10 protein-coding genes and 1 pseudogene are annotated in these 12,023 nt (G+C 70.7%); 9 read left to right on the top strand and 2 right to left on the bottom strand.

The window, feature by feature from the left end; translation table 11 throughout:
- Nucleotides 1-198: pseudogene (locus AOK22_RS24950) on the top strand (PIG-L family deacetylase); the annotation flags it as partial.
- A gap of 126 nt (nt 199-324) precedes the next feature.
- Nucleotides 325-1,503: a serine hydrolase domain-containing protein gene (locus AOK22_RS24945; protein ID WP_055700955.1), complete on the top strand. Its 1,179-nt coding sequence runs from the start codon at nt 325-327 to the stop codon at nt 1,501-1,503.
- 227 nt (nt 1,504-1,730) lie between these two features.
- On the opposite strand, the gene AOK22_RS24940 is transcribed toward AOK22_RS24945, so the two are convergent.
- The gene (locus AOK22_RS24940) at nt 1,731-2,285 is read right to left on the bottom strand and encodes a TetR/AcrR family transcriptional regulator (RefSeq protein WP_055700954.1); all 555 of its coding nucleotides are present in this window, start codon (nt 2,283-2,285) and stop codon (nt 1,731-1,733) included.
- A 103-nt stretch (nt 2,286-2,388) separates the two neighbouring features.
- Between AOK22_RS24940 and AOK22_RS24935 the strand changes: the two genes are divergently transcribed.
- Nucleotides 2,389-3,318 (top strand): NmrA/HSCARG family protein, encoded by a 930-nt coding sequence (locus tag AOK22_RS24935; RefSeq protein WP_055700953.1) that lies wholly within the window; start codon nt 2,389-2,391, stop codon nt 3,316-3,318.
- Between the two features lie 145 nt (nt 3,319-3,463).
- Nucleotides 3,464-3,712 carry a hypothetical protein gene (locus AOK22_RS24930; protein ID WP_055700952.1) on the top strand — a complete coding sequence of 83 codons (249 nt, stop codon included), beginning with the start codon at nt 3,464-3,466 and terminating at the stop codon, nt 3,710-3,712.
- 147 nt (nt 3,713-3,859) lie between these two features.
- Here AOK22_RS24930 and AOK22_RS24925 read toward each other — a convergent pair whose 3' ends face one another.
- The gene (locus AOK22_RS24925) at nt 3,860-6,634 is read right to left on the bottom strand and encodes an alpha/beta hydrolase (RefSeq protein ID WP_244164976.1); all 2,775 of its coding nucleotides are present in this window, start codon (nt 6,632-6,634) and stop codon (nt 3,860-3,862) included.
- Between the two features lie 386 nt (nt 6,635-7,020).
- Here AOK22_RS24925 and AOK22_RS24920 point away from each other — a divergent pair, with 386 nt between their 5' ends.
- From AOK22_RS24920 to AOK22_RS24900, 5 genes are all read left to right on the top strand, one after another.
- Complete coding sequence (locus AOK22_RS24920; RefSeq protein WP_055700950.1) at nt 7,021-7,395, top strand: roadblock/LC7 domain-containing protein; 375 nt, start codon at nt 7,021-7,023, stop codon at nt 7,393-7,395.
- Nucleotides 7,396-7,587: 192 nt separating this feature from the next.
- On the top strand, nt 7,588-7,953 hold the full coding sequence (locus tag AOK22_RS24915) for an ArsR/SmtB family transcription factor (RefSeq protein ID WP_055700949.1): 366 nt from the start codon (nt 7,588-7,590) through the stop codon (nt 7,951-7,953).
- Nucleotides 7,954-8,307: 354 nt separating this feature from the next.
- Nucleotides 8,308-9,276: an ABC transporter permease subunit gene (locus AOK22_RS24910; protein WP_055700957.1), complete on the top strand. Its 969-nt coding sequence runs from the start codon at nt 8,308-8,310 to the stop codon at nt 9,274-9,276.
- Between the two features lies 1 nt (nt 9,277).
- Complete coding sequence (locus tag AOK22_RS24905; RefSeq protein ID WP_055700948.1) at nt 9,278-10,177, top strand: ABC transporter permease; 900 nt, start codon at nt 9,278-9,280, stop codon at nt 10,175-10,177.
- Nucleotides 10,174-12,023, top strand: a 1,850-nt coding sequence (locus tag AOK22_RS24900) for a dipeptide ABC transporter ATP-binding protein (protein WP_055700947.1), incomplete at its 3' end; no start/stop codon positions are given. The genes AOK22_RS24905 and AOK22_RS24900, both read left to right, overlap by 4 nt.

Genomic DNA, 12,023 nt, shown 5'->3' with positions numbered 1-12,023 from the left:
TGGGTGGACACCACCGCGTTCAGCAGCCAGAAGTTCGACGCGCTGGCCGCGCACGCCAGTCAGGGCGAGAACATCTTCTTCCTCAAGATGGGCAAGGAGAGGTTCGGCGAGCTGATGGGCATGGAGACCTTCGTCCGTGTCCAGGACGCCACCGGCGCGGCCGTACCCGAGAACGACCTCTTCGCCGGACTGCGATGACCCGCTGCCCCCTCCCTCCGGTTCCCGGGGCAGACCACACGGGTCCGGAAGGGGTCAGGGGGCGATCAGGGGTGGGCCAGGGAAGACCCTGATGTCCCGGTACTGGCCCGCTGACAGCATGGAGACATGACCTCACCATGCGTCACACGAAGGGGCGTTGTGGGTGCCGCTCTGCTGGGGACGGCGGGGCTGTTCGCCACAGCGGCCCTGCCCGCGTCCCGCGCGTACGCCTCGGCAGAGCCGCTCCCCGCACTGGACCCCACCCGCCTGCAGGCGGCGATCGACGACCTGCGGCACCCTGCGGCCACCGCCGCCCAGCTTCGGGTCGGCGGCACGGCCGGGCATTGGTACGGCACCTCGGGCACAGCCGATGTCAGGACAGAGCGGCCCGTGACGTCGCACGACAGGGTCCGGATCGGGAGCATCACCAAGGTCTTCGTCGCCACCGTGATGCTGCAACTGGTGGCGGAGGGACGGATATCGCTGAGTGCGCCGGTGCGGCGCGTCCTGCCCGGACTGCTGCCGGCCGGATTCGGCGGTGTCACCGTGGCGCACCTGCTGAACCACACCAGCGGGCTCCCCGATCACGTCGGCATACCGGAGCCGGAGACCGCCGAGGACGTGTTCCGTCACCGCTTCGATCACTGGACACCGCAGGAGTGGGTGGCGACGGCGACGCACGGGCCGCTGAAGTTCACTCCCGGCACCAAGCAGGAGTACCGCGGCATCAACTACGTGCTGGCCGCGCTGATCATCGACGAGGTGACCGGGCGCCCGTACGGCGAGGCTGTCGAGGCCCGCGTCCTGCGCCCGCTGGGCCTGGATCACACCACCGTGCCGGACGACGACCCGCGCATCCACGGTCCGTACGTGCACGGGTACCTCACGATGGCCGACGGCCGCCTGCGGGATGTCTCCACCTACGACCAGTCGTCCGCCAGGGGCGAGGGCGACATCATCTCCACCACGACGGATGTCGACAGGGTGCTGGTCGCCCTGTTCTCCGGTGAACTGCTCCCGCCCGAGATGCTGCGGCTGATGTTCACCCTGCCACCGGACGACGTGCGGATGCTCGATGGCTCCCCGGCCCGCTACAGCACCGGGCTGCAGCAGGCCACCGTCAACGGCGTCACCTTGTGGGGCAAGACCGGTGAGACGTACGGCTACAAGAACGCCGCGTTCTCCACTCGTGACCAGCGGCGCCGCTTCGTGCTCGCCTACCACCCGACCACTGCCCGCAACGGAGAGGAGAGCCAGATGGTCGCTCGGGTCGCCGACCTGCTCACCCGCACCAGGACGCCGTGAGCTCGGCCCCCCCCCCCCTGCTCGACATGCTCGACAGAAGTCCCCTCATGGCTACACCGGTTGTGGGCCTCGCGCAGACCGGTTGTGGGCCTCGTCCAGACCGGGTGTGGGCCTCGTCCAGACCGGGTGTGGGCCTCGTCCAGACCGGCTCTGGGCCTCGTCCAGACCGGCTCTGGGCCTCGTCCAGACCGGCTCTGGGCCTCGTCCAGACCGGTTGCGTGCCTCGTTCAGCTCTGTGGACTCAGTCCCGCCACGGCCAGACGGAAGAGGCGGTCCGCCTGGACGGCCGGGTCGGGGTAGTGCTCCGTGGCCAGGGCGATGCCCACGACCAGCGTGATCAGGTCGGCGACAGTGGTGTCCGCCGCCACCGCTCCGTCCTGCGCGGCGCGGCGCAGCAGAGGGGCCGCCGCTTCCTCCAGCGCTGCCGAGCAGCTGTTCTCGTGCACCGGACCGTCATAGGCCAGTGCGGCCGCCAGCCCCCGGGCGGAGACGGAGTAGTCGACGACGTCTCCGAGCCATTCCAGGAGCGCGCTGCGGCTGTCGCCCTGGCCGGTCAGCTCGTGGGCGCGGTCGGACAGCGCCTCGATCCGGTTCCGGGAGACCGCCTCCAACAGTGCGCGGCGCGTGGGGAAGTGTCGGCGCACGGTCGCCGAGCCGACCCCCGCGGTGCGGGCGATCTGTTCCAGGGAGGCGTCCGCGCCGTGGGCGGCGACCTCTTCCTCGGCCACGGCGAGGATGAGCGTGTAGTTGCGGCGGGCGTCCGCGCGGCGGCGTTCGAGCATGCCCTCACCTCCAGGATTGATAAGTGGCGGGCCCCGCCGTATCGTAGCCGACCATAAACGGCGGGCCCCGCCGTTTAACCGGCGAGGAATCCGAGGATGCGCCATGCCCCTACCTTCCGCACCCGTCCTGGTCACCGGCGCCACCGGCAGGCAGGGCGGGGCCACCGCCCGCGCGCTGCTCGCGGCGGGCGTTCCCGTGCGCGCCCTGGTGCGCGACCCGGGCACCGACCGGGCCAAGGCCGTCGAGGCATCCGGCGCCGAGCTGGTCACCGGCGACCTTCACGACCGAGATTCCGTGATCCGGGCCGCCGAGGGCGCCCGTGCCGTCTTCTCCGTCCAGATGCCCGGCATCACCGCGGAAGGCTTCGATTTCGACGGTGAGGTGACCCAGGGCGTCCATCTCGTCGAAGGCGCGAAAGCCGCCGGAGTACGGCAGTTCGTGCACACGTCCGTGAGCGGCGCCGGGCGGCACACCGAGACTCCCGGCTGGGCCGAAGGCCGCTGGGCTTCGATGGAACCCACCCTGGGCGCCAAGAGCGCGATCCAGGACCGGGTCCGCGCGGCCGGCTTCCCTCACTGGACGATTCTCAAGCCGAGCTTCTTCATGGAGAACTTCCTTCCGTCCATGGGGTTCCTGTTCCCGCGCGGGGTCGAGGGCGGCCTGGTGAGCGTTCTGAACCCCGAGACCCGGCTGTCCCTGGTGGCGGTGGAGGACATCGGCAGGGCGGCCGCCGCGGCCATCGCCGCGCCGGAGCGATTCGACGGGGTCGAGCTGGAGTTGGCGAGCGATTACCTGTCGATGACAGAGATCGCCGACGTCCTCTCCCGAGCGCTGGGCACGCGGCTGTCCGCGCCTGACATGACCGAGGAAGAGGCCCTCGCCGCCGGAATGCCGGCGATGGGGGCCGGCCACGAATGGCTGAACGTGGCCGGTCAGCCGGGCCGCCCGCAGTTCGCGAGGGACCTCGGCGTCCCTCTCACCAGCTTCGAGGAATGGACACAGAAGCACATGCTCGATGGTGAGGCCGCATGATCGAAGCCAAATGTGTCACTCGCAGAGGGGGCATCCCGGATGTCTCACTGCCGGATGCGGCACTCGACTCCGCGCCTCCCATCAACCCCACCCCCAATCCCAATACCAATCCCGACCCCAACTCCCCAAGGAACGGAGTAACACCATGAACGAGCAGAATCCCCCGTCCGTCGGCCAGGACGGCGACCCCGTCCCCAGGGATCTGCCGGATCAGCAGGCCTCGGAAGGGGACGACCCCTGGGACCTCGACGAGGAGACGACCACCACGGGCAACGCCCCGGACGCCGACGACGACGTACCCGACACGAATGAGGCCGGGACCGGGCGGCGTGGCACGCCCGACCCCCATGAGGTGGACCAGGACTCCCCTCAGCCAGAGGAGCCCTCCGGCTGAGGAACCCTCCGGCTGAGGGACCCGACCGAGGCCGGTTCGCCACCGGGGCGCGGGCGGACATGAGTGGGGCGGGCGGCCCCGAAGGAGCCGCCCGCCCTGTTCATCCACCGGTCGACGGGCGATGCCCGTCATGACCGGGGATCTCGCCTACGAGGCGTTGCGCACGCGGCCGGTGAAGACCGGCCCCCGGCGCTCGTTCCAGTTCTCGTCGTACGTGTAGAGCCGCAGCCGCACCGACTCCTGGCCCTCGCGCACCCGGTCCTTCACGGTGGGGATGCTCAGCTCGGCGCTGCGCTTGCCCGCCTTGATCTCGACCGGGAGGTACGGGTCCGACGCCACCTTGGACAGCGGCCGGACCGGGGTCTGCTTGCGGTCGAACTGCCGCTTGATCCATGCCTTGTCGACGTCCTTGGTGGACAGTTCCTTGCCACCGCTGACACGCTCGATGCGGAACCCGACGTACGTCTCGACGTCGGCGGCCTCGGACAGCTGGACGCGCCACTTGAGCGGCTTGCCCTCGGTGACCTTGGCCGCGACCGGCTTCACCGTGACCTTGGGCATCGGGTCGTCCTCGCGGACGTAGACCCCGCCGTGGTGCGAGCCGACGACCGCGCCGCTGATCGTCTTGGCGAACATCTCGTGCGCGCTCGAACCGCCGTAGCGCTTGTTGCCCTTGACCTCGAACGGTACGCCGATGGACGTGTCGCCGGGGCGCACGGTGACCGTCTTGACGGTGTACTTGCCCGGGTCGGTGCCCGGCACGAAGAGCCGTACCTTGCCGTTGCCGTCACCGGCCACCCGCACCGGAGCACGGTACGTACGGACCCCGGAGTCGCCCTCGTCGACCTGCAGCCGTCCGACGTCGACGCGCGCCAGCTGTGAGGGGCGCACCTCGGCCGTGCCGGGACGCCAGCCCCAGGCGTCCATCAGCCACGCCTTGCCGGACGTGCTGCGCGAGGTCAGCTCCAGGGACTGGATCCGCTTGAGGTCGAGCCCAGTGCGCGCGGCGTCCTTCAGCGGGACGCGGAGCTCCTGGGCCCAGTACGAGGCCAGGTATCCGCTGCCCGGGAGCCCGTCGGCGCGTACCTGGCCGAGCTTCGCCCGGTGGCCCGAGGCGTCGACGGCCGTCACGTCCAGCTTGGTGCCCTTGGTGTTGGGCGGCACGATCAGGCGCAGCGCGAGCGCGTCGGAACCTTCGAGGGAGACCGGGCGCGTGTTCTCGACGGACATCGTGGAGCCGGTCCGGGACCAGTTCATGGCGAGGGCGTACCGGCCGGGGTCGGGAGACACCTCGAAGCTCGCGAAGTGCGGGGACTGACCCTTGGCTCCGCTCGTGAGGCAGCCTCGGGAGCCGGACGCGGTCTGGTCGCACAGCGTGCCGCCGGTCACCTTGAGCGAGCGGCCGGGGACGACGGCGGGCGTGCGCTGCCCGCCGACGGCGTGGGTGAGCACGCGGGCCGGGTTCGCCGAGGGCGCGCCCTTGCCGGAGCCGTCGAGGAGCGGACGCACCTCGTCGTCGTTCTCGACGAAGAGGCGGGCGGCGGCCGCGATGTAGGTCGAGCCCGCCTTCTGCTGCTGCTCGGCCTTGAGCCGCGGGCCGTGGCCCGGCGAGCACACCGGGTCGGGCCGCGAGCCGGTGGAGAAGTCGTCGTCAGCGGGCGCCTTGGCCTGCCCCGGCGTCCACTCGGTGTTGAAGAAGTTGTGGTTGGCGCCGACCATGTACACCGAGCTGTGCAGCGCCGAACCGCTGCCCACGCCGCGAGTGTTGTCCAGGTAGAGCTGGCCCTGGAGGTCGGAGACGTCGCCGTCGCAGCCCGGCAGGATCGTCATGGACGGCACGTCCGGGTCCGGGTTCTGCCCGAAGATCGTGGGGCCGATGAGGACCGTGCCGCGGATCCGCCAGCGCGCCTTGTGCGGGTAGCCGTCCTCGTCGGCGGGCGGCTGGTAACGGCTGTCGAGGGCCGCGCGGTTGACGCCCTCGCCGCCGCGGGAGTGCCCCACGAGCATGACGCGGTCCAGGTCGGCCGGCGCGGTCGCTCGGACGGCGCCGGGTGCCTTCGCCGGGTCGGCGGCCCAGTCGGCGAAGCGGCCGAGGTGCTGGCGCACGAGCGACGAGCGGGCCTGCGCGCCGCCGTCGGGGGCACTGTCGTCCTGGCCGTTGATGCCGTTCGCGGAGATCGACACCGTCACGTAGCCCTGGGAGGCCAGGAGCTTCTGGTCGTGCAGATAGCCCTGGTGGCTCGGGATCGGCTTCCAGCCGGACTTGCAGGGCCAGCTGCCGTCCGCCTGGCCGCCCTTGTAGCAGGTGCTGTGGCGGCCGTGCAGGAACAGGGCCAGGGGCCGCTTGCCCGGCGCGTCGACGGGGCCGACCACGGTGGCCCGCATCTCCACCTTCGCGGGGAAGCCGGGCAGCTTGACGGGGTCGAGGTCGTACTCGCCCCTGGTGGTGCGGTACGTGCCCGGCTTGCCGGGGTCGACCTCGGCCGCGGGCAGCCGGGCGGGCGCGGACGCCGCGTCGCGAGGCGGCGCCGGCGACTCGGACTTGTCGAGACGGCGTCCGCCCGCGAGCGCCTGGAGGTCACCCAGGGCGTCCTTCGCGGCGACGCCGTCGCCGTCGAGCTTCAGCCGGAACGTCCGCTGGTCGTCGGTGGCCGTCGGGCGGCCGAGCAGCCGGTCGCCCGCGTAGAACTCCACGCGGGCGTTCCCCATCGGCACCGCCTCCGGCGCGTGCCACACCAGGTGCTGATCGGCGCCGTCACCGGTGAGCTCCCAGCCCGGCGGGAGCCGGTCTCCGGGGCTGTCCGGGCGGACGGGCGATATGAGGTCGTCGGAACGCTGCGCGCGCGGCTGGTCCGGCGACGCGTGCGCGAGCTCCGGCAAGCCCACCGCCAGCGCGAGTGCCGTGACAGCGGCAGTCGCCAAGCGCGGGACACGGATCAAAGCAGATCTCCTCGTCACTTGCTCCCCCGAGAGCCCTTACGTCACAGGGCTCCTCCGGAGCAGGAGAGGGCAATGAGGGCCGCGGGGTTGCCTCGTATGCGCGGTGATTCGAGCAGGATGCGACGGATTGCCACGAAGATCGGTCACAGATGGGGCGAAAGTGGTCAAGTCGCAGGTGTCGCCTGTCCGTCCACGGGCGCGCGTCGGGCGGGTTCCGGGAATCGAGGGCTCAGGAAAGCGCATCCAAATGAACCGGATAGGGCAACTACAACTGCTTTCGCCCTATGTGCCCCAGAGGGGCGGTGCGGCTCCTAGAGTCCCCGCCAGGGCCGGAGAACCAGCCCTCGCATCCCTCAGAGGAGGACCCCGTGACCAGTGTGGAAGTGTCCCTCAAATCCCTGTTGACCGAGGCCGAAGGAGCGCTGGGAGCCGCCGTCGTCGACTACACGAGCGGCATGGCGCTCGGCACCCTGGGCGGCGGAAAGGACCTGGACCTGACCGTCGCGGCGGCCGGCAACACCGACCTGATCCGCGCCAAGGTGCGCACGATGGAGATGCTGGGACTCCGGAGCAAGATCGAGGACATCCTGGTCACCCTGGACACCCAGTACCACCTCATCCGCCCGGTGACCGGCAGGGCCGGGAACGGCCTGTTCATCTATCTCGTCATCGACAAGGCCCAGTCGAACCTCGCCATGGCGCGCCATCTGCTCAGGCGCACCGAGGAGCAGCTCGAAGTGTGAGCTCCGGCGCCTTTTCCGTGCCCGTTACTTGAAGAATTCTTCAAGCCTCTATCTCTGCATCTTCCGAACTCTCGGGATCGATCGGCCCCGGCCGGGAAGGATGGATGGGACGTCACGCCGGGCGCGGCGGCAGTCGGGGCCGCCGCGCCCCACCCTCAGGGCCTCGTCCGAGCCAGGAAAGTGAGCGATCCCGTGCAGGCGCCCCTCTACCAGGTCAAAGCAGAGTTCTTCCGCATGCTCGGGCACCCCGTCCGCATCCGCGTCCTGGAACTCCTCCAGAACGGGCCGGTATCCGTACGGGACCTGCTCATCGAGATCGACATCGAGCCCTCGAACCTCTCCCAGCAACTCGCCGTACTGCGCCGTTCCGGCATCGTCGTCTCCACCCGTGAGGGCACGACCGTCACCTACGCCCTGGCCGGTGGTGACGTCGCCGAACTCCTGCGCGCGGCACGCCGCATCCTCACCGAACTCCTCGCCGGCCAGACCGCGCTCCTGGCCGAACTCCAGGACTGCGAGCACCCCGAGCGGCCTGCCGCGCACTCACGTCCGTCCTGACGCCCCGACAGGGGCTGCTTCTCGGCCACACAGGCCGGGACCAGTCCCCCGAGGCGAGGCCGCGCCGTGACGGAAGTCCGGTTCGCGGCGTGTCGGAGATCGTTCTGCTACAGCGGTATTGCGGCTACGACAACAATATTGCGGCCTCATGGCAGCCTCATGGCGGAACCGGCCAGAACCTGGTGCGGCCTGCGAGTACGGAACCAAACTGACATTCGCCCCTTCGCGGCACCGTTCCCTACTCGCACGCCCCCAGAAAGCTCCACCACACATGTACTCGACCTGTCTGTCCGGCGCCGTCCCGGCGCACCTCGCGTGTGTGGTGAAGGGGAGGTCGGCCCCGTGCGCTATGTGATGCGTAAGGCGGCCGGCTGGCTCCTGATGATCGCGGTCGCGACCAACGCGACGTACTTCCTGTCCAGTTGGTTCCTGGACCCGCGATCGAACTTCAAGGAGCTGCGGCCCGTCCGCACCGACGAGCAGATCGCCCGCGCCCTCGCCCCGTACAACCTCGATCCCGGCGAGCCGCTGGTGCAGCGGTGGTGGAACTGGCTCACCTCGGTGACCCTCCACTTCGACTGGGGCACGTCGCCCACCGGCGTCTCCGTCAACGGCGAGGTGGGCTACCGGGCGCTCATCAGCGCCGAGTTGGTCGTCACGGCGACCGTCCTGTCCGTCGTGATCGGTGTCGCGCTCGCCGTCTACACCGCCGCACGGCAGTACGGGCTGGCCGACCGCGTCTCGCAGGCCATCTCCATCGCGTTGTTCAACGTCCCGGCGTCCGTCGCCGCGCTCGCCGTGGTCTTCGTCGCGATCTGGCTCAACCAGCACGCCGGGCTCGACTTCCTCTACGTCGCCGGGGAGAACTCGCCGGGCGTCGAGGGGCTGCTCCCGACGATCGGCGACCGCCTCCTCCACCTGATCCTGCCGACGCTCACGCTGACGCTGATGGGCTACGTGGGCTATCACCTGACGCAGCGTTCGCTGCTGCTCGACACGATCAACGCCGACTTCGTGCGCACGGCACAGGCCACCGGGCTCACCCGCAGCCAGGCCGTCCGCCGGCACGCCCTGCGGGCCGCGCTGATCCCGACGGCGGCCTCCGTGGCGTTCAGCGTGCCCGCCATCTTCACCGGCGCCATCATCACCGAGACGATCTTCGGCTGGAACGGCATGGGCCGCTACTTCATCCAGACCATCAGCAAGAACGACGTGCACGGCGCGGTCGCCACGGCCGCGTTCGCCGCGGTGCTCACCGCGATCGGCGCGATCCTCGCGGACATCGCCACCGTCTTCCTCGACCCGAGAGTGCGGGTGAACTGACATGGCGACAGCGACCGAAACCGCCCGGCCGCACAGAGACCTCGGCCGCGGCCGGCTCTACCTGCGGCGCTTCCTGCGCAACCGCCTCGCCGTCGCCGGCGTCGTGATGCTCGCGCTGCTCGTGCTCTTCAGCCTCTTCGGCGGCCTGTTCACGTCCTACACCCACACCGACGCCGACTTCGCCGCACTCACCCAGCCGCCGAGCGCCGCGCACTGGTTCGGCACCAACCAGGGCGGCAACGACATCTACGCCAGCGCGGTGCACGGACTGCAGCGCTCACTGGTGATCGCCGTGAGCGTGTCCGTCCTGACGATCATCGTCGCCGCGGTCATCGGGTCGAGCGCCGCGTACTTCGGCGGCCGGGTGGAGAGGCTGACGCTCGCCGTCATCCACTTCCTCCTGATCGTCCCCTCGTTCCTCATCCTCGCCCTGGTCTCCAACCGCCTGGCCGGTGACTGGCGCGTCCTCATCATCGTGCTGACCGTGTTCGGCTGGATGCCGACCGCCCGGGTCATCTGGTCCGTCTCGACCTCGCTGCGCGAGCGGGACTACGTGGCGGCCGCGGAGTTCATGGGCGTACGCCCGCTGCGCATCATCCTGCGCCACATCATCCCCAACCTCGGCTCCCTGCTCATCGTCAACCTGACGCTCGGCGTCGTCGCGACCGTGCTCAGCGAGACCGCCCTGTCGTTCCTCGGGTTCGGCGTACAGACCCCGGACGTCTCCCTCGGCACGATGCTCGCCGACGGGGCGAACACCGTCACCAGCGCCCCCTGGCTCTTCGCCTTTCCCGCGGGCCTCGTCGTCCTGCTCACCGTGTCGATGACCTTCATCGGCGACGGGCTGCGCGACGCCCTCGACCCCACCTCTGTGACCGGCGCGGCGGGAGGCCGACGATGACACTCACCACTCCTCTGCGCGACCAGGTGTCCCCGACCGGCGCCACCCCCGTGCTCTCCGTACGGGACCTGCGCGTCTCCTTCCCCTCCGAGGCCGGGCCCGTCGAAGCGGTGCGCGGCGTCAGCTTCGACCTGTTGCCGGGCCGCACCCTCGGCATCGTCGGCGAGTCCGGCTCGGGCAAGTCGGCCACCGCGATGGGCGTCATGGGCCTGCTGCCGCCCACCGCCGACCTGCGCGGGCAGGTCCTGCTCGACGGTCAGGACCTGGTCGGCCTCGACGACCGGGCGCTGTCGCGGGTACGGGGCAAGTCCATCGGCATGGTGTTCCAGGACCCCCTGTCCGCGCTCACCCCGATCTTCTCCGTGGGCAGACTGCTCTCCGACGCGCTGCGGGTCCACCAGGACCTCGGCAAGAAGGCGGCCTGGGAGCAGGCGGTCGAACTGCTCGACCTCGTCGGCATCCCCGACGCGCGGCGCCGCGCCTCGTCCTTCCCCCACGAGTTCTCCGGCGGCATGCGCCAGCGCGTCGTCATCGCCATGGCGATCGCCAACCGGCCGAGTGTGCTGGTGGCCGACGAGCCGACCACCGCGCTCGACGTCACCGTGCAGGCGCAGATCCTCGACGTGCTGCGCCTGGCGCAGAAGGAGACCGGCGCCGGGCTCGTCCTGATCACCCACGACCTCGGGGTCGTGGCCGGTCACGCGGACGACGTCGCCGTCATGTACGCGGGCCGCATCGTGGAGAAGACGGACGTGCACGCGCTGTTCCGCCGGCCGACGATGCCGTACACCGCGCGTCTCCTCGCCGCGGTCCCGACCGTGGACGACGGGGTACGCCGCCCCCTCGTCCCGATCGGCGGCGAGCCGCCCGCCCTGTCGGGCCTGCCGGACGGCTGCCCCTTCGCGAGCCGGTGCGCGGTCGCGCTCGACGCGTGCGGCGCCGACGAACCGGAGCTGCGCCAGGTCACCGGGCACGGGGACGTGGCCTGCCTGCGCGCGGCCGAGATAGCCGACGGCACACTGGACCCGACCGGGGGTGCCGCGCCCGTCGACCTGGCCGGCGACGTCGCGCCCGCTGACGGGCAGGCGGGCACGGGCCGCGCCGAGAGCGCCGATGTGGTGCTGCGCGTCGAGGACCTCGTCAAGACCTTCCCCGTCACCAAGGGCGCGTTCATCAAGCGCCGGGTCGGCACGCTGCATGCGGTCAACGAGGTCAGCTTCGAGCTGCGTGCCGGGGAGACGCTGGGCCTGGTGGGCGAGTCGGGCAGCGGCAAGACGACGACGCTGATGGAGATCCTGCGGCTCAGGAAGCCGGAGGGCGGCCGGATCGAGATCGCGGGGAGGGAGATCGACGCGACGGCGGCCACGCGGCCCAGCACGGATGCCGCGCACGGCTCCCCCGCCGGTTCCGGCGGGCGTGCGCGCACCCTGCGGCACGACGTGCAGATCGTCATGCAGGACCCGCTGGGTGCCCTGGACCCGCGTCTGCCCGTCTACCAGCTGCTCGCCGAACCCCTGCGGGCCATCGGCCGCGACCGGGACGCGATCCGCTCCCGCGTCCACGAACTGCTGAGGCTCGTCGGTCTCGACGCCTCGGTCAGCGACCGCTTCCCGGCCGCGCTCTCGGGAGGCCAGCGCCAGCGCATCGGCATCGCCCGCGCCCTGGCCACGGACCCGAAGCTGCTCGCCCTGGACGAGCCGCTCTCGGCCCTGGACGTATCGGTGCAGGCCGGGGTGATCAACCTGCTGGGCCGGCTCAAGCGTGAGCTGGGACTCGCCTACCTCATGGTCGCGCACGACCTCGCCGTGGTCCGCTACATCTGCGACCGCATCGCGGTGATGTACCT

Source organism: Streptomyces silaceus, assembly GCF_001419745.1.
In the GTDB taxonomy this organism is placed as follows: Bacteria; Actinomycetota; Actinomycetes; order Streptomycetales; family Streptomycetaceae; genus Streptomyces; species Streptomyces silaceus.
The sequence above is the reverse complement of the archived record's forward strand: the minus strand, read 5'-3'. Positions and strand labels throughout refer to the sequence as shown.

Coding starts and splice junctions, on each gene's coding strand:
- AOK22_RS24945 (WP_055700955.1), top strand. CDS start 325: ATGACCTCACCATGCGTCACACGAAGGGGCGTTGTGGGTGCCGCTCTG.
- AOK22_RS24940 (WP_055700954.1), bottom strand. CDS start 2,285: ATGCTCGAACGCCGCCGCGCGGACGCCCGCCGCAACTACACGCTCATC.
- AOK22_RS24935 (WP_055700953.1), top strand. CDS start 2,389: ATGCCCCTACCTTCCGCACCCGTCCTGGTCACCGGCGCCACCGGCAGG.
- AOK22_RS24930 (WP_055700952.1), top strand. CDS start 3,464: ATGAACGAGCAGAATCCCCCGTCCGTCGGCCAGGACGGCGACCCCGTC.
- AOK22_RS24910 (WP_055700957.1), top strand. CDS start 8,308: ATGCGTAAGGCGGCCGGCTGGCTCCTGATGATCGCGGTCGCGACCAAC.
- AOK22_RS24905 (WP_055700948.1), top strand. CDS start 9,278: ATGGCGACAGCGACCGAAACCGCCCGGCCGCACAGAGACCTCGGCCGC.